The sequence below is a fragment of the Herbaspirillum sp. AP02 genome (assembly GCF_015767275.1).
Taxonomy (GTDB): domain Bacteria; phylum Pseudomonadota; class Gammaproteobacteria; order Burkholderiales; family Burkholderiaceae_D; genus Herbaspirillum.
Genome location: NZ_JADWMY010000002.1, coordinates 468,542 through 489,906 on the forward strand (window position 1 = coordinate 468,542; position 21,365 = coordinate 489,906).

At 64.6% G+C, this 21,365-nt stretch carries 19 protein-coding genes; 9 read left to right on the forward strand and 10 right to left on the reverse strand.

Annotated features, from left to right (window positions below):
• Position 1: 1 nt before the first annotated feature.
• Positions 2-1,234 carry an HD-GYP domain-containing protein gene (locus tag I5R65_RS08125; protein ID WP_180666128.1) on the reverse strand — a complete coding sequence of 411 codons (1,233 nt, stop codon included), beginning with the start codon at positions 1,232-1,234 and terminating at the stop codon, positions 2-4.
• A 41-nt stretch (positions 1,235-1,275) separates the two neighbouring features.
• Between I5R65_RS08125 and I5R65_RS08130 the strand changes: the two genes are divergently transcribed.
• A complete protein-coding gene (locus tag I5R65_RS08130; protein ID WP_180666130.1) occupies positions 1,276-1,551 on the forward strand; it encodes a hypothetical protein in 276 nt (91 codons plus the stop codon).
• A 94-nt stretch (positions 1,552-1,645) separates the two neighbouring features.
• Here the strand turns inward: I5R65_RS08130 and I5R65_RS08135 are convergent, their stop codons facing one another.
• Positions 1,646-2,878 (reverse strand): MFS transporter, encoded by a 1,233-nt coding sequence (locus I5R65_RS08135; protein WP_180666132.1) that lies wholly within the window; start codon positions 2,876-2,878, stop codon positions 1,646-1,648.
• 91 nt (positions 2,879-2,969) lie between these two features.
• On the opposite strand from I5R65_RS08135, the gene I5R65_RS08140 reads away from it, so the two are divergent.
• Positions 2,970-3,821: a helix-turn-helix transcriptional regulator gene (locus I5R65_RS08140; protein ID WP_180666134.1), complete on the forward strand. Its 852-nt coding sequence runs from the start codon at positions 2,970-2,972 to the stop codon at positions 3,819-3,821.
• Here the strand turns inward: I5R65_RS08140 and I5R65_RS08145 are convergent.
• Positions 3,808-4,191 carry a hypothetical protein gene (locus I5R65_RS08145; protein ID WP_180666136.1) on the reverse strand — a complete coding sequence of 128 codons (384 nt, stop codon included), beginning with the start codon at positions 4,189-4,191 and terminating at the stop codon, positions 3,808-3,810. The two genes, I5R65_RS08140 and I5R65_RS08145, sit on opposite strands and share 14 nt — an antisense overlap.
• Positions 4,192-4,333: 142 nt before the next feature.
• On the opposite strand from I5R65_RS08145, the gene I5R65_RS08150 reads away from it, so the two are divergent.
• Together I5R65_RS08150 and I5R65_RS08155 are read left to right on the forward strand one after the other, a co-directional pair.
• Positions 4,334-4,918 carry a carboxymuconolactone decarboxylase family protein gene (locus I5R65_RS08150; RefSeq protein WP_180666138.1) on the forward strand — a complete coding sequence of 195 codons (585 nt, stop codon included), beginning with the start codon at positions 4,334-4,336 and terminating at the stop codon, positions 4,916-4,918.
• A 108-nt stretch (positions 4,919-5,026) separates the two neighbouring features.
• Positions 5,027-6,871: a hypothetical protein gene (locus I5R65_RS08155; RefSeq protein WP_180666140.1), complete on the forward strand. Its 1,845-nt coding sequence runs from the start codon at positions 5,027-5,029 to the stop codon at positions 6,869-6,871.
• Positions 6,872-6,895: 24 nt separating this feature from the next.
• On the opposite strand, the gene I5R65_RS08160 is transcribed toward I5R65_RS08155, so the two are convergent.
• Entirely contained in the window at positions 6,896-8,545 is a 1,650-nt protein-coding gene (locus I5R65_RS08160; protein ID WP_180666142.1) for an isovaleryl-CoA dehydrogenase, read from the reverse strand.
• Between the two features lie 303 nt (positions 8,546-8,848).
• Here I5R65_RS08160 and cysM point away from each other — a divergent pair, with 303 nt between their 5' ends.
• Positions 8,849-9,751, forward strand: a complete 903-nt coding sequence (gene cysM, locus I5R65_RS08165) for a cysteine synthase CysM (RefSeq protein WP_180666144.1) — start codon at positions 8,849-8,851, stop codon at positions 9,749-9,751.
• Between the two features lie 116 nt (positions 9,752-9,867).
• Here the strand turns inward: cysM and I5R65_RS08170 are convergent, their stop codons facing one another.
• Positions 9,868-10,215, reverse strand: a complete 348-nt coding sequence (locus tag I5R65_RS08170) for a hypothetical protein (protein ID WP_006713143.1) — start codon at positions 10,213-10,215, stop codon at positions 9,868-9,870.
• A gap of 339 nt (positions 10,216-10,554) precedes the next feature.
• On the reverse strand, positions 10,555-11,154 hold the full coding sequence (locus tag I5R65_RS08175) for a DUF1415 domain-containing protein (protein WP_180666146.1): 600 nt from the start codon (positions 11,152-11,154) through the stop codon (positions 10,555-10,557).
• 157 nt (positions 11,155-11,311) lie between these two features.
• Here I5R65_RS08175 and I5R65_RS08180 point away from each other — a divergent pair, with 157 nt between their 5' ends.
• The gene (locus I5R65_RS08180; protein ID WP_180666148.1) at positions 11,312-11,854 is read left to right on the forward strand and encodes a YaeQ family protein; all 543 of its coding nucleotides are present in this window, start codon (positions 11,312-11,314) and stop codon (positions 11,852-11,854) included.
• A 36-nt stretch (positions 11,855-11,890) separates the two neighbouring features.
• Here I5R65_RS08180 and I5R65_RS08185 read toward each other — a convergent pair whose 3' ends face one another.
• From I5R65_RS08185 to mltB, 3 genes are all read right to left on the reverse strand, one after another.
• Positions 11,891-13,102: a phosphotransferase enzyme family protein gene (locus I5R65_RS08185; protein WP_180666150.1), complete on the reverse strand. Its 1,212-nt coding sequence runs from the start codon at positions 13,100-13,102 to the stop codon at positions 11,891-11,893.
• Between the two features lie 15 nt (positions 13,103-13,117).
• Positions 13,118-15,289 carry a TonB-dependent siderophore receptor gene (locus tag I5R65_RS08190; RefSeq protein ID WP_180666152.1) on the reverse strand — a complete coding sequence of 724 codons (2,172 nt, stop codon included), beginning with the start codon at positions 15,287-15,289 and terminating at the stop codon, positions 13,118-13,120.
• 75 nt (positions 15,290-15,364) lie between these two features.
• On the reverse strand, positions 15,365-16,543 hold the full coding sequence (gene mltB, locus I5R65_RS08195) for a lytic murein transglycosylase B (RefSeq protein ID WP_180666154.1): 1,179 nt from the start codon (positions 16,541-16,543) through the stop codon (positions 15,365-15,367).
• 199 nt (positions 16,544-16,742) lie between these two features.
• Between mltB and I5R65_RS08200 the strand changes: the two genes are divergently transcribed.
• Entirely contained in the window at positions 16,743-17,684 is a 942-nt protein-coding gene (locus tag I5R65_RS08200; RefSeq protein WP_180666156.1) for a histone deacetylase family protein, read from the forward strand.
• Positions 17,685-17,697: 13 nt separating this feature from the next.
• Here the strand turns inward: I5R65_RS08200 and I5R65_RS08205 are convergent, their stop codons facing one another.
• The gene (locus I5R65_RS08205) at positions 17,698-18,606 is read right to left on the reverse strand and encodes a LysR family transcriptional regulator (RefSeq protein ID WP_180666158.1); all 909 of its coding nucleotides are present in this window, start codon (positions 18,604-18,606) and stop codon (positions 17,698-17,700) included.
• 174 nt (positions 18,607-18,780) lie between these two features.
• Here I5R65_RS08205 and I5R65_RS08210 point away from each other — a divergent pair, with 174 nt between their 5' ends.
• Both I5R65_RS08210 and ylqF read left to right on the forward strand, forming a co-directional pair.
• Positions 18,781-20,211 carry an MFS transporter gene (locus tag I5R65_RS08210; protein WP_255493391.1) on the forward strand — a complete coding sequence of 477 codons (1,431 nt, stop codon included), beginning with the start codon at positions 18,781-18,783 and terminating at the stop codon, positions 20,209-20,211.
• Between the two features lie 137 nt (positions 20,212-20,348).
• Positions 20,349-21,311: a ribosome biogenesis GTPase YlqF gene (gene ylqF, locus I5R65_RS08215; RefSeq protein WP_180666160.1), complete on the forward strand. Its 963-nt coding sequence runs from the start codon at positions 20,349-20,351 to the stop codon at positions 21,309-21,311.
• Positions 21,312-21,365: the final 54 nt, after the last annotated feature.

The window sequence follows — 21,365 nt, forward strand, 5'->3', positions numbered from 1 at the left end:
ATCAGCCGGGCGCACCCGTGCTGAGCAACTGCATGGAATCGAGATGACTCAGGCGCGCCCATTCCTCGCCGCCTCGGGCGACGATGGTGTCGGCCTCGGGCGTGGCCATCAGGTCGAGAATCTCGGTATCGCTCATTTCCATGTCGTCGTTGTAGCGGAACACCTTCAACACCGGACGCGTCAGATCCTGGGCGTTCTGCCGGATCACGAAGCCGGAGCGGCCCGATTCCAGCTTGACGATGGAACCCACCGGGTAGATGCCCAGGGTCTTGACGAAGGCCAGGAACATGGCGCGGTCGAAGTGGCCGGTCCAGGTGGCCATGGTGGAGATGGCTTCGGCCGGGTCCCAGGCGCGCTTGTAGGGGCGGTCCGAGGTGAGGGCGTCGTAGACGTCGCAGATCGCCGCCATGCGCGAATACAGGCTGATGGAACCGCTACGCAGGGCTTGCGGGTAACCGTTGCCGTCCATCTTTTCGTGGTGGTGCAGGCAGACGTCACGCGCGTAGTCGGGAACGTTGGGGTCCTGGCTCAGGTATTTGTAGCCCAGTTCGGGATGCTTCTTGATCTGGGTGAATTCTTCGTCGGTGAGCTTGCCGGGCTTGTTGAGCAGTTCATGCGGGATGAAGGCCTTACCCACGTCATGCAGGAAGCCGCCCAGCCCCGCTTCGCGACAGGCTGCCTCGTCCAGGCCCAGGGTGCGACCCAGCGCCACCATCAGGGCGCACACCGCCACCGAGTGCAGGTAGGTATATTCATCGACCAGTTTCAGACGCAGCACACTGAGCATGCCGCTGGGGCTCTTGACCACCGAGCTGGCGATCTCTTCCACCAACGATACGCAGCGCTCCATGTCCAGCACCTTGCCCATGCGGGCTTCGCTGAACATGGCCTTGGTGGCTTTCTTGGCCGTCTCGCGCAGGGCCATGGCATCCATCAGCGTGGTATCGATGGCCGGGGCTGCCGGCGGCTCATGCGCTGGCGGCGCGGGTTCGGCCGGGTCCTGGCCATCGCTGTCCTGGTCGTTCTCATTCCCTGACGCCGATTCGGCCATATCCAGGCCGCGTGAAATATCGATCCAGCAGTAGGCGATGCCGCTGGCATGGGCCTGCTTGAGCTCGCTCTCGTTCTTGAGCAGGAACTTGTTCTTCCAGAACGGATGGTCCAGCCATGCAGCCTCGAAGCCACAGAAGTACATGCCGAGGACCAGATCCTCCGTTTTGATTTTTTTTAACATTTCTCGTACTTCTCTCCGGCGCGCCGGGGGAACAGGTTAGCTTGGCCGCCCCTGTCCAAGCGCTGCTGTATTGCCTTGCCGCGCAGCGCTGGTCAGGATTGCCGGTTGTTAATCATCTCATATGGAAGGCCATAAGTGAACGGTTGAGCTCGCTGCACATCCGTCTGGAGCTGGCAATGGGCAAAGATGCCACACTGCGGGGGAGGAAATTGTCGACAAAAAAAGGCCCGTCCGGGGGATGGACGGGCCTGAAAGATCCGCTGGATGTCGTCGCAGCGGACAAGGGGAAAGAGGAGATCCCGATGTGCACACTGTAGGCGCCGAAAATTAAGCGAGACTTAAATGATGAAAAAAGCGCTGGTTTTGGGGGCCAGCGCCTCTTCAGTCGGGGACCGGTAAACAGCCTGGGCTTCAGTGCTCCCGCACGTCCGGCAGCAACACCGTCAGCAGCCCGGCCAGCGGCAGGAAGGCGCACAGGCCGTAGACCCAGGCGATGCCGTACAGGTCGGCCAGGTGGCCCAGCAGCGCCGCGCCGATGCCGCCGAAGCCGAACATGAGGCCGAAGAACACCCCGGCGATCATGCCCACCTTGCCTGGCACCAGTTCCTGGGCGTACACCACGATGGCCGAGAAGGCCGAGGAAATGATCAGGCCGATCACCACCGACAGCACCGCCGTCCAGAACAGGTTGGCATGCGGCAGCATCAGGGCGAACGGCGCCGCGCCGAGGATGGAAATCCAGATCACCCGCTTGCGGCCGATGCGGTCGCCGATGGGGCCGCCGACGAAGGTGCCCACCGCCACCGCCCCCAGGAACAGGAACAGGTAGAGCTGCGAGGACGCCACCGACATCTGGAAGCGGTCGATCAGGTAGAAGGTGAAATAACTGGTGAAGCTGGCCATGTAGAAGTACTTGGAGAACACCAGCAGGGCCAGTACCACCAGGGCGCGGCGCACGGTGGAGGCCGGCAACTGGTGGCGCGCCAGGACCTTGCCTTTGCCCTTGCCGGCGGCCAGGTGGCTGCGATACCAGGCCGAGACCCGCGACAGCACCAGGATGGCCAGCACCGAGAGCAGCACGAACCAGGCCACGTGGGTTTGCCCGTAGGGCACCACGATGGCGGCGGCCAGCAGCGGGCCGAAGGCCGAGCCGGCATTGCCGCCGACCTGGAAGGTCGATTGCGCCAGGCCGAAGCGGCCACCCGAGGCCATGCGGGCAATGCGCGAGGCTTCCGGATGGAAGGTGGAGGAGCCGATGCCGATCAGCGCTGCCGCCACCAGGAAGGCGCTGAAGCTGCCGGCCAGCGCCAGCAGCACGATGCCGATCAGGGTTGCCACCGCTCCGCTGGGCAGCAGCCAGGGTTGCGGATGGCGGTCGGTATACATGCCGATCCAGGGCTGCAGCAGCGAAGCAGTGACCTGGAAGGTCAGGGTGATCAGTCCGACCTGGGTGAAGCTGAGCCCGTAGCCGGTCTTGAGCATGGGATAGATCGAGGGCAGCAGAGCCTGGATCATGTCGTTGATCAGGTGCGCGCCGCCGCAGGCCAGCAGGATGCTCATCACCAGTGGCGGGGCGGTGATGGCGGCGGACGCAGGGGCCGCGGTGGAGGCGGCTGACGTATTGGGATCGGTAGCACTTGTCATGACATGAGCAGGTGGAGTGAACAAAAGGGAGGAGCGAAGCGTATCATTGGCATCTATTGATGATGATGCCAATAGTTAGCGATTAAGTGCCATGGTTGCCCAGCTCAAGCCTGTCAGTCCCAGTGCCGAAGTCCATGCCTTCCAGCATGCACGCAGTGCAGTGGTGGCCTTCGCCCGTGAACTGGCCTATCGCGACCTGCTGACGGCCCACTCGCACGAGCGCGGCCAGTTGCTCTACGCCGTGGAGGGCGTGATGCAGGTACGCACGCCGCAGGGAGTGTGGCTGGTGCCGCCGCAACGCGCCTTGTGGGTGCCGCCGATGGTGGAGCACGAGATCCGCATGCTGAGCAAGGTCAGCATGCGCACCCTCTACATCGGCCAGGCCGAGGGGCGCGAAATTGGCGAGCGGTGTCGGCTGCTGGAGGTCTCGGTGTTGCTGCGCGAACTGATCCTGGCTTCGCTGGCCGAGCCCAGGGAATATGAACCGGAGAGTCGCGCCGGTCATGTAGCGGCCCTGATCATGTCGGAGCTGGCGCGGGCACCGTCCATTCCGGTGGCCATCCCCTGGCCGCAGGACCGCCGCCTGCAAGCCATCTGCGAAGCCATCCTGGCCGATCCCGGCCGGCAGTTCGCGCTGGCCGACTGGGCCGGGTTGGGTGGGGCCAGCGTACGTACGGTGATCCGCCTGTTTCCGCGGGAAACCGGTCTGCAGTTCCGGCACTGGGTGCAACAGGTGCATCTGAGCGAAGCACTGGTGCGCCTGGCGCGTGGCGATGCCGTGGGGCTGGTGGCGCAGGCCTTGGGGTATCGCAGCCAGAGTGCCTTCTCCAACATGTTCCGCAAGGCCCTGCGCAGCTCACCCAATCATTATCAGCCGCGCCAGGAAAGGCGGCGCATCCCCCTGCCCGAGACAGAGCGCACACCAATGCTCAATAGGGAATGACGACCACACGCGGCCCGCGTCGGGCCTGTGCTGATGTGCTTGCCCCCGTCGGACTGGCCGATGCGCCGGCTTGCCGTTGTGACTGCTCAGGGTCGCGTTCCAGGAAATAGGGGTCATCTTGCGGCGCCAGCGCGATGGCGGCGCCAGTGACCTGTTGCCTCCGCTCGCTGTCCGCGTCGGGACCCACCGAACAGACCTGGAAGAAGTCGGCGCTGCCCTCGGAAAAATCGATCCGGCATTTCTCCGCCACCACCACCGAAATATCGAGCGCGGCGACGTTGGCCGCCGTTGCCGTTTCGCTGCGCTGGGTCTGCAGCACCAGCATGAGCGTCATCATGGCGATGAGGGGGTAGGTCCTGGTCTTGTTCATGGAATTCTCCTGTCGCAATGACTGTAGCGCTTGCCGCCCGTCCAGTGCATCGGAGAAATCCTGAACGGGTACGCCCGTCGGTACTGGAATGCAGGCACACTGGGGGCCTTATCTCTGACTTGCCATTACGACAGGAACGCGCATGACCACCCCCAACCGCTTGCCCCCCATCACCCGCCAACAGATGCGGCCTGACCAGATCAGCATGCTCGACGCCATCCTGGCCGGTCCGCGCAAGAATCTCAACGGCCCCTTCGTGGCCTGGATTCACAGCCCGCCATTGGGCGAGCTGGCGCAGCGCCTGGGGGCGTTCTGCCGATACGAAACGGGGCTGCCCCTGCGCCTGTCGGAACTGGCGATCCTGGTCACGGCGGCATGCTGGCAATCCCAGGCGGAGTGGTTCATCCACCTGCCCATCGCCATCGAGGCCGGCATTGCGCCAGAACTGGCCGAGCAGATCCGCCTCGGGGCGACACCGTCCTTCGTGGCCGCCGACGAAGCCTTGGTCTGGCGTTTCGCCAGCGCGCTGTATCGCGACAAGCGGGTCGCCGACGATACCTATGCAAAGGCCTGTGAGATGTTCGGCTTGCAGGTGGTGGTGAACCTGGTCGGCCTGCTGGGGTATTACGCCCTGGTGGCGATGACGCTCAACACCTTCGGCATGCGGGCCGAAGGGCAGGATGAGCAGGCCTTGCCCTTCGCCGAAGCCTCCCCATCCCCACCGTGATCGACCGAGACGCCGCGTCCCGCCTGGATGATGCCGCTTTGCAAGTGTAAAGATTGTCGATTTTCTACCGTAACCAAGTCATGAGAACTCCGAACCAGGAGAGCGGACATGGCGATGGAAACGGATCTGGCCATCATGGCGCGCGAAGCCGTCGCGCAACTGACCACGCAGCAACATCCCCGGGGCGACACGCCACCGGCGAGCACGGCTGCCAGCGCCACGGTACTGCTGGCGCCGCCCGATGAGGGCGTGACGCTGACACTGTCGGCGCAGGGCAAGCTCATGGCCGCGCTGGCCACGGCGGTCGACCATGTCACCACGGCGGCGGTGGACTCTACCGAAGCGGCGCAGGGCGCCGCTGCCAGTGCACCGGCAGCGGTGAAGGCGATGCTGGACGCCACGCTGCCGATCACCCGCAATACGCTCTTCGCCATCGAAGCAAGACTGGTGGCGGCGCGGCGCGGGGCCGATGCGATTGCGGCGGCTGATGCCGAGCTGCCGCCATCGTCCGATCCACGTCGCCTGAGCCAGGCGCGCCAGGCCACCGAAGCGTTGTACGGTCGCGCCCCCAACCCGTTTGCAGGCTGGTCACGGGCCGAGCTGTCGGCGATTGTCTATGACGAGAGCGGCACCTACACCATCAACGAACGCTATGCCGCCGCCAACCAGCGCACCGAGCTGGACCAGCGGTTTTGGGCGCCGGTGTTCCAGCGCGCCCTCGACAGCGGCGACTGGAAGCCGGTCATCACTGCCGCGCTGGTGTTCTATGCCAGCCTGTCGGCCCTGGAGCAGACCGCCTATCCCGACAATTACGCCCAGTTGCTGCAGCAATACCTGGACCTCTACCAGTTGCAGCCGCAAGCGCCGCTGCCGCCGCAACAGCAGATCGACCTGGCGCGCATGCTGGAAACACTGGTGCTGCCAATGGGACCGCTGGCGCTGGCCGGCGGTGTCATCCGTGGCCTGATGCTGCCGCGCCTGGGGCCATCGCTGGCCGAACTGATTGCCGCCGCTCCGCGCCTGGCGGACCTGATACAGGTCAACAATGCTGCCCACAGCGTGCAGGACAGCGCCTATCTGGTCTTGCTGCAACGGGTCTTCGGGGTGATGCGGCGCGAGGACGAACCCACCCCGGTGCGGCGTGCCACGGTGGCGGGGGTGACCAGCCGCGATTTCCTGGCCTATGGCGACCGGCGCCTGCTGGCCGAGGCCTATGCCTATGCCCAGGCCAACGGGATGGCGCCGGAAGAGGTGGATGCACTGGCGCAGGATCTGGCGACCTATCGGCAGGCGCGCGCGGGTGGCCTGGCCTCCTACGTCGGCGGGTCCGCAGTGCAGGCTGGCGCGGCGCCATTGGCGCACGCGGCCCGCATGAGCAGCGAAGAAGCCGCCATCGCCCAGCGCCTGTTGACCAGCCGCGCCGCCAGCGTGACCCGGCTCGATCATGGCTTCCTGGCCTGGTTGCTCGATCCGGCCGGCGGTGGCTGGCGCGACGGTGACCTGAGCGGTCATGCGACCGGTTTCAGCGCCCTCGAAAAACTGTTGGCCGGCTTGGCTGGCGTGACGCTGGGCGAGAGTGCCGGGGCCAGCAGCGAACTGGAAGCCAGCTACCGGATGGTGCTGGAACGCATCGCCCTGCAGGATGCGCCGTCGACGCGGCAATCCTTGCCTGCGTTGGCCGGCGACAGTGCCCGCACCCTGACCCTGGCAGCGCAGATGGCGGCGCTGGCGCGTAGCGATGCCGCCGATAACGCCTTCATGAACAATGCCCTGCTGCTGCTGCGCATGTACCGCATGTCGCTGACGATGAGTGTGGCCGAGCAGCGCACTTTGTCCGAGCTGGTCTATTCGGCGATGAAGCAGCGCCGCGTGCGCACCCGGCGCGGCAAGCTGTTCGTGGCCTGGGGGGAACGCAGTCCCCTGATGCCCTCGTTGCCTTCCGTGCCGGGCTGACGCCCACGCACGGCGGCACCGCTGTCAGCCCGGCCAGGCACGCTGCAGGATGGCTTGCTGGGCCACGATGCTGTGGCCCGCAAGCGTGCCGTAGACGCGACCGCCATCGCCCTCGCCACGGCTGGCGAGGAAGACATCGGACGAGCTTGAAGGGGCGTGGCGCAGCATCAGCATGCCCTGCAGGGCCAGCACCAGTTGCTGCACCAGCCGCCGGGCGCAGGCTTCGCGTTCTTCCTCGGGGGCCATCAGCATCTGCTTGAGGGCGTCCACGCGCTGCGCCAGCCCGGCATGCCCCCTGGCCGCATCCTCCAGTTCCTGCAACAGCAGCTGGAAGCCTTGCGTCTCGCGGCCGATGGCGCGCAGCACATCCAGGCACATCACATTGCCCGACCCTTCCCAGATCGAATTGACCGGCGCCTCCCGGTACAGGCGCGCCATCGGCCCGGTTTCGACGTAGCCGTTGCCACCCCAGACTTCCATGCATTCGCCGCTGAATTCCAGGGCGCGCTTGCAGATCCAGAACTTGGCAGCGGGCGTGACGATGCGTTTCCAGGCCCGCTGCAGCGGGTCGTCCGGGGCATCGAAGGCATGCGCCAGGCGCAGCATGAGCATGGTGGCGGCTTCGCTTTCCAGGGCCAGGTCGCTAAGCACGTTGCGCATGAGCGGCTGCTCGGCCAGCAGGCGGCCGAAGGCGCTGCGATGGCGGGTGTGGTGGATTGCCTGCACCAGGGCCTGGCGCATCAGCGCGGCGCTGCCGATGACGCAATCCAGGCGGGTATGGTTGGCCATCTCGATGATGGTGGTGATGCCGCGCCCCTCGGCGCCGACCATGATGCCCATGGCTTCCTCGAACTCGACTTCGCTGCTGCTGTTGGAGCGATTGCCGAGCTTGTCCTTGAGACGCTGGATGAGGATGGGGTTGCGTGTGCCATCGGGCAGCCAGCGCGGTACGAAGAAACAGGACAGGCCGTTCTCGGTGCGCGCCAGCATGAGGTGTGCATCGCACATCGGGGCCGAGAAGAACCACTTGTGTCCGGATAGCAGATAGGCCGCGCCCCGGCCGTCGTTGAGCGGATCGGCCGGCATGGCGATGGCGGTATTGCTGCGCACGTCGGAGCCGCCCTGTTTCTCGGTCATGCCCATGCCGATCAGGATGGAGCGCTTGTGCGTGATCGGCAGGTCGCGGGCATCGTGCTCGCGCGAGAACAGGCGCGTGCGCAACTGTTCGAACAGGGCCGGTTCCTGCTGCAGGACCGGAATCGCGGCGAAGGTCATGGTGGTCGGGCAGAGCGAACCGGCCTCGATCTGCGCATGCAGGAAGTAGCCGGCGGCGCGTGCCGCGTGGGCGCCGTCGCCCGGCTGCATCCAGGGCAGGGCATGCAGGCCGGCGCGGCGCAGTTGGTCCAGCAAGGTGTGCCAGGCCGGGTGGAACTCGACCACGTCGATGCGATGGCCGGTGCGGTCGTGGGTTTGCAGCACCGGCGTGTGTCGGTTGGCCAGTTCGGCCAGCTGTATCATCTCGCCACTGCCCAGGGCTTCGCCCTGGCTGGCCAGCGTGCAGTCGTGCCAGTGCGCGCCTTCGCGCTGGACGGCCTCGACCAGCGCAGCGTCGCTGCGGTAGAGGTTGTAGTCACGCAGGTCCGGGACCTGGTTGAGGATCTCGTGGGTGTGCATGGCGTCTCCGAAAGCGCGCACAGATGTTGTGATGGCGGTGGACCGCCGTCTTTTTTGTGCACTTCGATGCGTGCCAGTGTGCGCGTATTTGCCGGACTTGGGAACCGGTGCGGGCGCATTTGCTTGCCTGCGGCGTGCCTCCGCCGGGACTGTGCATGGGCCTCCCTTCGATGTTTTGGCTATATCCTTATAAGCATCTTGTTAGGTAGCCCTGCCGGCACATGCGCTGCAGTCATATTAGAATGCCCTTTTCGACAAAGATCGCCCCGTGCGTGTGCACGGCTGCGCAAGGAAGCCAAGCAGATGTCTTATCCGACCATCGAATCCACCATCGGCAATACCCCGCTGATCCAGTTGCCGCGCATCGGCGGCGACGAAGCACGGCGCCGCAACAACATCATCCTCGGCAAGCTCGAAGGCAACAATCCGGCCGGTTCGGTCAAGGATCGCGCCGCCTATTCCATGATCACCCGTGCCGAGGCACGCGGCCAGATCAAGCCGGGTGACACCCTGATCGAAGCCACCAGCGGCAATACGGGTATTGCGCTGGCGATGGTGGCGGCCATGCGTGGCTACAAGATGGTGCTGCTGATGCCGGAGAACCTCTCCGAGGAGCGCCGCCAGAGCATGGCGGCCTATGGCGCCCGGATCGTGCTGACCCCCAAGAGCGGCGGCATGGAATATGCCCGTGACCTGGCCGAACAGATGCAGAAGAACGGCGAGGGCCTGATCCTGGACCAGTTCGCCAATCCGGACAATCCGCTGGCCCATTACGAGACCACCGGGCCCGAAATCTGGCGCGATACCAAGGGCAGCATCACCCACTTCGTCAGTGCCATGGGCACGACCGGAACCATCATGGGGGTGGGGCAATACCTGAAGGAAAAGAACCCGCAGGTGCAGATCGTCGGCGCCCAGCCGGAAGAAGGCTCCTCCATCCCCGGCATCCGCAAATGGCCCGAGGCCTACCTGCCCAAGATTTTCGATCGCTCCCGCGTGGACCAGACCGAGTCGGTCAGCCAGGCCGATGCCGAGAACATGGCCCGCAAGCTGGCCGTGACCGAGGGCCTGTTCTGCGGCATCTCGGCCGCAGGCGCCTGTGAGGTGGCGGTGCGACTGTCGCACCAGCTGGAGAACGCGACCATCGTCTTCATCGTCTGCGATCGCGGTGACCGTTATCTATCCACCGGCGTGTTCCCGGCCTGACGCCAGGCAGGAGTGCCGGGCCCTGTCGGCCGGCGCATGACGCACAATGCAAAACGGAGCCGACGGCTCCGTTTTGTTTTTGTCGTGCAGCCCGGACCAGGGTCCCGGTGCAGCACTTACTCGGGCGAGCCGGCGGTCGGCGCGGCGCCAGGGGCGGCGCCTGGCTTCGGCTTGAACTGCTTGTCGCTGATACGGAATTTTTCGCGGCGATCACCCATCAGCTCGCGCAGCTCGCGAATGGACAGCTCGCTCACTTCATGCATGCGGATCAGTAGCGACGCACCCACCGGCAGACGGCGGTGGCGGATCTTGCTGATCACCGGCGGCGCCACTTCCAGAGCGCGTGACAGGGCTGCATCGTTCTTCAGGTGCAGCTTCTCGATCAACGCATCCAGCAGATGGTTCGGATCGTAGTTGACATGATCGGAAATGGAGTTGGTTTCAGCAGTATCGTTGGTAGTCATGATCGGGACGTTCCATTATGCAGATGTTTGTGGAAGGCTTTGCGCCTATGCATTAATTGTTTGTAAAACTGCAAAACGCGACTGACGGTATCTGAGGACCAAGGCGATGCCTTTTTCTGCAGGATAACGAAAGCCCTATCAAAGAACGACTTCAAAACAACGCTTATCAAGTTCTCTGTTCTCTGACCAAGTGCGCTTGAGGCAGCACAACAATAATTCTATGTCTATATAGAAATAATTGCACATTTTTCATGCAGTCAGAAAATTCTATTCCACAATAGTTGCAGAAACTCATGCCCGAATTTGTAACAGATATTAACAGGATTCCTCGAAGAATTGCTAGCGTTGCCGTTTTGATACGACAAATGGCAGCATGTTCCAGCCCGTTAGGCCCAGTTGTCTCAAGCTAGCCATGTTTTTCTCAAAGATCGCAGCGGCATCCGGGTAGGCCTGGACCGCCCTGTCGATGCTGTTTTCTCGCAACAGATGGAGTATGGGGAAAGGCGAGCGATTGCTGTAGTTCTCGATATCGTCGGGTTGCGCATCGGCAAACTGGTAGGCTGGATGGAAACTGGCGATCTGCAGCATGCCATCCAGTTCCAGTCTTTCCAGGATGCGCTCGGCCCAGTCCAGGAAGTCGTTGTATTCCAGGAACTCCGCTAATGCGAGCGGGATGATGAAGAGGGTGGTATCCACCTGTTCCGGGTCGGTGTCTGCCAGCAGGACCAGTTCCTGTTCCAGATCGGCGGCCAGGCTGTCCCAGTCCTGCCCCTGGCTGACGTGGTAACGGATCTGGTCTTTCACATGCACCGACTTGGCAAACGGACAAAGATTGAGCCCGATGACGGCCTGTTCCAACCAGGCACGGGTGAGGGCGATGACTTCGTCGTCGCTGAAGGGGGGCTCGGCGGCAGGAGCGGCGGGTGAGGTGGAGTTCATGGGGCGGCATTGTCGCATGGGCAGGCGGGCACAGGCAGCTGCGGGTCAGCCCTGGCCGCCACAAATGCCCACGCGCCGGCCAGATCGGCTATGCTTGCCAACCTTTGGCGGCGGCCATGCACGGCCGGTCCGCGTTTCCTTTGCAAGAACACATCCCATGGCGCTCAAATCCACCATCTTCAAGGCTGACCTGCAGATCTCCGACATGGATCGGCATTACTACCAGCAACACGCACTGACCATTGCCCGTCATCCCTCCGAGACTGACGAGCGCATGATGATCCGGGTGCTGGCCTTCGCCCTCAACGCCAGCGAGGCATTGGCCTTCGGCAAGGGACTCTCCGATACCGACGAGCCGGACCTGTGGCAGAAGGACCTGACCGGCGCCATCGAACTGTGGGTCGAAGTCGGCCAGCCCGATGACCGCGCCATCCTCAAGGCCTGCGGCCGTGCCGACCGGGTGCTGGTGTACAGCTACAGCAGCGTCTCCAACATCTGGTGGAACCAGACCGGCAGCCGCGTGGAGCGTGCCAAGAACCTCAAGGTGGTCAATATCCCGGCCGAGGCCAGCCAGGCGCTGGCGGCGTTGGCCCAGCGCTCCATGCAATTGCAATGCACGATCCAGGATGGCCAGATCTGGCTGGGCGCCAATGAAAACATGGTGTTGATCGAGCCGGAGACGATCAAGGATTTTGCCTGATTCTCCACCGGGTTTCTGCTGCGAGACGCCTGTGCCTCAGCGCGCAGCCTGATTGACCGCAGCGGAAGCGCTATCCGGCTTGTGCTCCAGCGCATCGGCACGATGCTGCAGATGCGTCAGCAGGCGCTGTCCTTCGCTGGTGTGGAACCACGCCGCGTGGCCCAGGAAATAGGTGTCATAGGCCAGCGAGGCATTCTGCGGCGACTGCGTCACGCCGTGGAAGTAATCCAGCTCGGCCAGCGCGAACTCGGCATGCACCAGCGGCAGCAGCGCCGCCAGTGCACGTGTCTGGCGCGCGTTCAGTGGTAGCACCGAGGCATATCCGTCCAGCATCGCATCCAGCAGATCCAGATGCACCAGCTGCACCTGGCGTTGCGGGATGGCCAGCCATTCGACAATGTTGCGCTCGATGGCGGTAGCCAGGTCGTGCAGCGCGCAGGTGCGGTCGCACAGGCCGAAGTCCAGCACCGTCTGCACCTGCGCCTGGCCCGTGGCATCGCTCCACAGCAGGTTGGAGGCATGCCAGTCGTTGTGGGTCCACAGCGGCGTAAATTCATCCAGATACGGTTTCAATCCGGCGTGCCAGGGCAGCAGATGTTGCGCTACCTCGCCCCGCCACGGACGCTCTTGCAGGTAGTCGGCGATGGCTGGACGCTGTTCGATAAAGGCTTGCAAGGGCCGTACCGGATCTTCCTGCGAGAAGATGGTGAAGCTCGACACCAGCGGACGTGCCGGGCGCGCCGGAGCGTCGTAGCCGGCCGAGGCCTGGTGCAGTCGCGCCAGCATCCGGCCTGCCGAATGCGCATGGTGGCTGCTGCTGAAGGGCGTCCATGACATCGCCTCGCGGTACAGGTCGACCCCCGGTGCCAACGGGAACACTTCGTAGGTCCAGTATTCGTCGGCCAGCGCGGTCGGGCCGTCGGCGGTGGCCAGCGCCGGGCTGACCGGCAATCCGTTCGCCTGCAGGTGCGCCACGAAGCGATGTTCCTCGGCCAGCGCGACGACGTCGCGTACCCGCGCGTGATGGCGCTTGACGATGACGGGGCCGCTGGCGGTCTGCATCACGCAGGCCGCCGAGAATGGGCGCGGGCTATGCCACTCCAGCCGCAGCGGCTGGCCGACCTCGGGATAATGGCGCAGCACCCGCGCCACTTCGGCGGAGGTCAGCGCCGGCCAGTCGGAGATGACCGGCTCGGCGCCCATGCCATGGCTGATGACGCGGGTGAGATGGTGTGACGCGGCTTGCATGATCGCGGCAATCGATCAGAAATCGTACTGCAGCGACAGGCGCGCCGTGCGCGGCGCCCCCAGGTGCACATAACCGTCGCCCAGGTACTGGCCGGCATCCTTCCAGTAGCGCTTGTCGAAGAGGTTGTCGATGTTGGCGCGCAGGGTGGCGGTATGGCCGCCCATGCGCATGCGGTAGCGCAGACCGGCATTGAAGACATGTACCGCCGGCAGGTTGACGCTGCCATCGCGGGTGGCCGGCTTGCTGCTGCTGTAGAGCCAGTTGCCCATCAGGTTCAGGCCTTCCACGCCGGGTAGCGCGTAATCGGCATAGACGCTGCTGCGCAGGCGCGGCACGTTGACCACCTGCTGGCCATCGTAGGCGGCGGTGCCGGTATCGCTGGCGCGTGCGCGGGTGGCGGCCACGCTGGCACCAACGGCCAGGCGCGGGCTGAGCTTGCCGCTGGCGCCCAGCTCGATGCCGGTGTTGGTCTGACGGCCCTGCTGGACGTAGGTAAAGCCGCTGGCGCTGGAATCAGGCTGCTGGTATTCGTAGGCCTTGCGGATACGGAACAGGGCGGCCGTCAGTGCCAGGTCAGGCGAGACATCCCATTTCACGCCGATTTCCAGCTGGCGTGCCACCGAGGGCGGCAAGGTAGTCGGGAAGTTGCTGACCCAGAACGGCGCGGAGCTGCCCAGGGTCAGCGTCTCGGCATAGCTGCCATAGACCGAGAGGTTCTGCAGCGGCTTGAAGATCAGTGCCAGTTGCGGCAGGAACAGGTTGCGCGAGGTGGTGCGCGTGGCGTTGCCATCGGCGCCGAAGGCCTGCTCGTTCAACCACACCTGGCGACCGCCGGCGATGGCTTGCCAGCGCTCGGAGAACTGCAGACGGTCGCTGAAGAACATCGCCTTCTGGCGGCTGTCCAGGTTGCGATAGGCCGGGCCGGGCACATCGGTGGCCGGTGCCAGCTCGGGCGTGCCGGTGTAGATATTGCCGCTACCGACCAGCACGCTGATGCCATCGGGCTTGTCCACGGTACGGCGCGACATCGCCAGGCCCAGCGTCAACTCATGGCGCAGCCAGCCGGTGGCAAACTTGCCGATCATGACCGCCTGCGCTTCGTCGTTGCGGCGCTCGTCATTGGGGACGCGATAGTCATAGACATCGAAGTCGCCATTGGCGCCGAAGGTGGTGGAGGCAAAGCTGCCGCTGCCATACGGGAAGGCCAGGTAATCATCGATCACCGCCCGGCTGCGACCGGCCTGCACGTAGCCGCGCCAGTCGGCATTGAATTCGGTATCCACACGCAAGCGGTAGTTCAGCGAACTGTCGCGCACCGGTTGCGCCCACGATTGCGGCGTCAGCATGGTCTTGGGCGAGACGCCCGAGGGCAGGGTGGTGCCACCCAGCAACTGGTAGCCGGCCACCGAGTGCTGTGCCTTCTGCTGGTATTCGGCATCGAACTGCACCAGGGTCTTGGAGGACAGCGCCCAGGTCGCCGACAGCGAAGCGAAGTCGCGCCAGCCATCGCCGTGGTCGACGTAGGAATGGATGTCTTCATGGGCGGCGTTGATGCGCAGGCCGAACTGTTTCTGTTCGCCGAAGAGCACGCCCAGGTCGGTGGCCAGGTAGCGCGAGCCGTAGGAATCGGTACCCAGGGTGATCGAGCGCACATCGGCCGGGCGCTTGGTCACGTAATTGACGATGCCGCCAGCGCTGCTGACACCGGCCTGCAGGCCGGCCACGCCCTTGAGGAATTCGACGCGTTCCTTGTTTTCCAGCGCGATATTCTGTTCGCCGGTCACCGTCAGGCCATCGATGCGATAGGCGCTGGCCGGGTCGAGCGTCACGCCGCGGATGCTGAAGTTCTCGTAGTAACCGACCGGAGCGTAGTTCTCGTTGATGGCGGCATCGTTCTTGACCACGTCCGAGAGCAGGCGCGATTGCTGGTCGCGCATCTGCGCGGCCGTGACCACCGCCACCGAGGCCGGGGTGTCCAGCAGCGGCGCATCGTCGAAGCCGGCCACGGCGGCCGAGCGTGCGCGCGTTTCATCCCTGGCAGCACCGCTGGCGGTGACGTTGACCGTGGGCAGCGCTTCGCCCTTGTCGTCGCCGACATCGGCGGCGCGGGCAGTGGCCGACAGGCCCAGGGAGGTGCCGGCCAGCGTCAGCATCAGCGTGGAGGCCAGGGGTGCAATGCGTTTCATGGTGGTTCTGATCGTGGAGGGTAGGAGAGCCGGAGCGCCGGGCGCTCCGTCGTATCGGCCAGCGTGGTCGCCGGCTCAGCGATTGCGGGCAACAGCCACGGCGCGGCCGAGGTCGGCCACCGACATCGCATAGAAGTAGCTGCGATTGTACTGTGTGATGGCGTAGAAGTTATTGGTGGCGATCCAGTACTCGGTGGGACCGGTGCCGTTCTGCAGGTCGACCAGGCCGAAGCGCTGGCCGGCCGGCAGCGCCGGGGTGGAGACGCCGGCCGCGTGCAACTGGTCTTCGCTGTACTTGGCTTCCAGGCCCTGGTTGAGCATGGCCTGCCACTGGAGGTTGTCGGCCGAGACGGTCACCGGGAAGGCCACCGGTTCGCCACGCTGCCAGCCATGCACGGACAGGTAGTGGGCCACGCTGCCGATGGCGTCCACCGGCGAGTTGCGCAGGTCGATCTTGCCATCGCCATCGAAGTCGACCGCATATTCGCGGATGCTGCCGGGCATGAATTGCGGCCAGCCGATGGCGCCGGCATAGGAGCCGCGCAGCGAGAGCGGATCGATGCCGGCCTCGCGTGCCAGCAGCAGAGTGTTTTCCAGCTCGCCGCGGAAGAAGGCCATGCGGGCGTCGCGATTGGGCGTGTTGGGGTAATCGAAGGCCAGCGTGGTGAGCGCATCCATGACGCGGAAGTTGCCGGTGTTGCGGCCGTAGACCGTTTCCACGCCGATGATGCCGACGATGATTTCCATCGGCACGCCGTATTGCGCTTCGGCCCGCGCCAGCGCCACGCCATAGGTATTCCAGAACTCGACCCCGGCATTGATGCGCACCGGTTCCACGAAGCGGGCACGGTAGGCGCCCCAGTTCTTGGGCTTGGTGCTGGGGGCCGGCTTGATCAGCTGGATGGCGCTGTCCACATAACGGGTCTTGGCGAAGAGATCGTTGAGGTCGCCGCGCTGGAACTGGTTGCGCTCGACCATCTCGTCGATGAAGCGGCCGACATCCTTCCAGTCATTGAAGTTGACGAACTCGCCCTGGTCGTCTGCCACGACTTTCTTCTTCGCTGCCGACTTTGCTGGCGGCTTGGCCTTGGGCTTGGCTTTGTCGCTGCCGGCTTTTTTATCTGCCGGCTTCTTCTGGGTTTTCTTTTCCACAGGCTTGCCGTCCTGCGCATGCGCTGCCGGCGCCAGAGCGCACAGGCCGGCGAGCAACAGGGTGGAGAGGGACGAGGTCAGGCGAGGCAGGGAGATGGGCATGAGCGGCAAGCGGTGAAGCGATCTGGTCAGCGGAGCAGGGGGCAGGACAAGCCTGCAAGTATACCGCATCGGCCCCCTTGCCCCGTGCTGGTGCATGCTGGGTGCTGCGTCCCGTACACGATACGCGACAGCGGATGTACACTAGCCCGATGAGACAACCCGGCCGGCCACGGCTTGCCTGTTAGTAACAAGAGCAATAATGACCACCGCCATCTATACGCACGCCGACTGTCAGCGCCACGAAATGGGCGACTGGCATCCCGAGGCTCCCGCACGTCTGGAGGCCATCGAAGACCAGTTGATCCTGAGCCGCATCGATCAATTCCTTGACCGCCGCGAAGCGCCGCTGGCCGATCCCGTCGAGCTGGAGCGGGTGCATACGGCCGCCGCTGTCGATTACGTGCGCGAGCATAGTCATGCCCTGAGCCTGTCGGGCGAGCACTATCACTCCATCGACGGCGATACCCTGATCAACAAGCACAGCTGGAAGGCCGCCCTGCGCGCCGCCGGTGCGGCCGTGGCGGCGACCGATGCGGTGCTGGCCGGTGAACTGGACAACGCCTTTTGCGCCGTCCGGCCGCCCGGGCATCACGCCACGCGCACCAAGGCCATGGGCTTCTGCCTGTTCAACAACGTGGCCGTGGCGGCCCGGCATGCCATCGACGTGCACGGGCTGCAGCGGGTGGCGGTGATCGATTTCGACGTGCATCACGGCAATGGCACCGAAGACATCTTTGCCCATGACCCGCGGGTGTTGATGGCGAGTTTCTTCCAGCATCCTTTCTATCCCTTTTCCGGCGATGCTCCGACCGAGTCGCACATCGTCAACGTACCGGTGCCGGCCTATTCGGACGGTAATGCGGTGCGCCAGGTGGTGACCGAGAAATGGCTGCCGGCGCTGCATGCGCACCAGCCGCAGATGATCTTCATCTCGGCCGGTTTCGATGCCCATCGCGAAGACGACATGGGCCAGATGGGGCTGGTCGAGGCGGATTACGCCTGGATCACCCGGCAGATCATGAAGATCGCCGACCAGTACGCCCAGGGGCGCATCGTCAGTTGCCTGGAGGGCGGTTATAGCCTCTCGGCGCTGGGGCGTAGCGTGGTGGCGCATCTGAAGGTGCTGGCCGATCTGGAGTGAAGGTGGTGTTGCGCTAGGCCCGTCGGGCCTCCTGGGCCTTATGGACCTCATGGGGCTCATAGGCCTCGTAGGCCGCAATGATCGCATCGGCCACCGCCCGCACCCGGGCGGTACGGTTCAGGTCGCTGTGCAGGACCAACCACATGTCGTAGGGCGTGGCCCGTTCCGGCCAGATGCGCACCAGCCCGCTGGCACCGTCGCCCACATGGATGGGCAGTTCGCCGATCCCGAATCCCGCCTGCAGGCAGTCGTACATCACCAGCCCGGTACTGACTTCCATGGCCACGTTGGCATGGACGATGGATTCACCACAGATCTGTTCGGACTTGTTCGGCGAGACGCTGTACGGGTAGATCACGACGTCATGCCCCTTCAAACCGCTGCCGGATTCGGGCCGCCCCCGCTTTTTTACATAGGCCCTGGACGCATACATGCCTTTGTGCAGCCGCTTGAGATGGCGCGTGATCAGGTCCGGCGCGTCCGGGCGCACCGTGCGCACGGCGATGTCGGCTTCGCGCTTGGTCAGGTTGCTCAACTGGGTGGAGGTGGTGAGCACTACCTTGATGGTGGGATGGGATTCCCGCAGTCGCTTCAGGGCCGGCAACAGGAAATGGCGCGCCGTGATGTCGGTGGCGGCCAGCCGCACCACGCCGCACAGGCGCTCGTCGATTCCCTGCATCTGCCGCTGCAGTTGCTCGGCGCCTTGCTCCATCTGGCCGGCGGCGGTGGCGGCCAGTTCGCCGGCCGGCGTGGGGACGTAGCCACCCGGGGTGCGCAGGAACAGGCGCGCGCCCAGCGATTTTTCCAGCGCGACCAGGCGCCGGCCGACCGTGGCCTGGTCGATCTCCAGGTGCTCGGCTGCACCGCGCAGGGTACCTACGCGGTAGATGGCGAGAAAGATGCGGGCGTTGTCCCAGTCCATGAGGATGTGCTTTCCTGGAAGATGAGCTGATGCAGATTTGCATCAGCCCGCTGATTTTATACCTCTTTATTGCATTACAGCGAACGCCTAGAATCCATCCATCGTCACTCGCCCCGGGGGTACCGGCAGCGGGTCTGCCGCTCTCCCTTGCGCCGTTCGCGCAGAAAGAATGTCATGTCTTCCGTTCCTCGTCCCCTTGGCCCGGCACCCGCCGGCCATCCCCCTGTCACCGCTTTACCCCATCGGGCTGGCTTGCTGCCGCTGGTAGCGCTGGCCATCGGTTTCGTCATGGCCATGCTGGATGTGACGGTGGTCAACGTCGGTCTCTCCAATATCGCCACCAGTCTCGATGCGCCGCTGTCCACCCTGGTCTGGATCGTGGATGGCTACACGCTGACCTTCGCCGCCATGCTGCTGGTGGGCGGCGCGCTGGCCGACCGCTTCGGTGCGCGCAAGCTGTATCTGGCCGGTCTGTTCCTGTTCGTGCTGGCCTCGTTGCAGTGCGGCGCTGCGCCCAGCGGCCCGCTCCTGGTGGCGGCGCGCCTGCTGCAGGGGCTGGGCGCGGCCTTCTTCATGCCCAGTTCGCTGAGCCTGCTCAGTCACGTCTACGAAGATGATCGCGTACGCGCCCGCATGCTGGGCGTGTGGTCGGCCACCGTCGGCCTGGCCGCCGCCGTTGGCCCGCTGGTGGGCGGCGTGCTGATCCACTGGCTGGGCTGGCGCAGTATCTTCCTCATCAACGTGCCGGTCGGGCTGGTGGGCCTGTTGATGGCCAGGAAGCTCATCCCGCAGGTGGCCGGGCAGGCCCGTGCCCTGCATCTGTACAGCCACCTGGCGGGGGTGGTGATGCTGGCCGGGCTGTCCTTCGTGCTGATCCAGGGGCCGGTCTACGGCTGGAGCTCGCCGCGTATCCTGGCCGGCCTGGCGGTGGCCGTGCTGGCCGCCGTGGCCCTGGTGCGCCATGAACTGCGCGGCGTGGCGCCGCTGCTGCCCAAGGCCCTGTTCGCCACGCCGCAGTTTGCGGCCGCCAATGGCATCGGCTTCATGATCAACTTCGGGATCTACGGCAACTTGTTCTACCTGGCGCTGTTCCTGCAGCAGGGGCGCGGTGCCGATGCCCTGCAGACCGGCCTGCAACTGGTGCCGATGATGGCCGTGGTGTTCTTCGGCAACCTGATGTCGGGCCGCATGGCCGCGCACTGGGGGCCGCGCGTGCCGCTGTTGCTGGGTTTGTCGGTGGGTACGGTATTTACTGCCGTGGCGATGAGCTTCCGCCCGGAAACGCCCTACTGGATACTGGCCGTGGTCTGTGCCGCAGCCAATCTGGGCATCAGCACTGCCATTCCGGCCATGACCACGGTGGTGATGCAGGTGGCCGGCAAGACGCACGCCAACAGCGCGGCCGCTGCCCTGAACGCCAATCGCCAGATCGGCGCCCTGGTCGGCGTGGCCTTGATGGGAGCCATCCTGCACAGCGTCGATGGCTGGGGCCTGCGCAATGGGCTGGCCTTTGGCGTCATGGCCGCCGCTTATGGGCTGGCGCTGTGGCTGGTGTGGCGCTTCGTGGGTGTTGTCAAGGAGCAATGGGTGACGCGGCGCGCCTGAGCGGTGTTGTTCCTCGTCCAACAGCCTGCCCCGACTTGTGCGCGGCAGGCTGTTTTATTGGGGATTTGTTGGGGATTGGCGGGGCAGGGCCGTAAAATAGCGCCTTCAACGAAATACGCACCAGAAAGAAATCCCGCATGTCCATCCAATGGTTCCCCGGTCACATGAACTCCGCCCGCCGCAAGGCAGCGGAGAGCATGGAAAAAGTCGATATGGTCATCGAAGTGGTCGATGCCCGCCTGCCGCAGGCCAGCTGCAATCCGATGATCGAGCAGTTGCGCAATGCGCGTCAGCGTCCCTGCCTGAAGATCCTCAACAAGACCGACATGGCCGACCCGGTGGCCACGCAAGCCTGGATCGACTACTACAACAGCCAGAAGGGCGTCACCGCCGTAGCGCTGTCGTGCAAGAAACCGTCGGACGTGGCGCGTGTGCCCAAGCTGGCGATCCAGGTGGCGCCGCATCGCGGCACGGTCTTGAAACCGCTGCGCATGATGATCATGGGCATTCCCAATGTGGGCAAGTCGACCTTGATGAATGCGCTGCTGAAAAAGCGCGTGGCGGCAGTGGGCGACGAGCCGGCCGTGACCAAGACCCAGCAGCGGCTCTACCTGGGCAACAACATGGTCTTGACCGATACCCCCGGCATGCTGTGGCCCAAGATCGAGCATCCCAGCGATGGTCTGATGCTGGCCGCCAGCCATGCGGTGGGCAGCAATGCGCTGATCGAGGAAGAGGTGGCTACCTTCCTGGCGGACCTGCTGCTGCAGCGTTATGCGCACCTGCTCAAGGCGCGCTATGGCTTCGATACCGAGGGCATGGATGGCGTGGCCGTGGTGGAGGGCGTGGCGGCCAAGCGCGGTTTCCGTCTCAAGGGCGGGGACTACGATTTCGAGAAGGCCGCGCATGTCTTCCTGCAGGATTACCGCAGTGGCGCGCTGGGCCGCATCTCGCTGGAAACCCCGGCATCGCGCGCCGAGTTGCTGGCGACCTACCGGTCTACCGACAATCCCGATGCCCTCCAGGCCGAGGATGAGGAAGACGAGGAAGAGGACGATGACTGGCGCAATGCGCCGGATCACCGGGAGCGCAGGGACTGAGTGCGCCTGTGCGCTTTTACATGCCTGTCGGTTCCATCCGGTGTGGCTAAATCG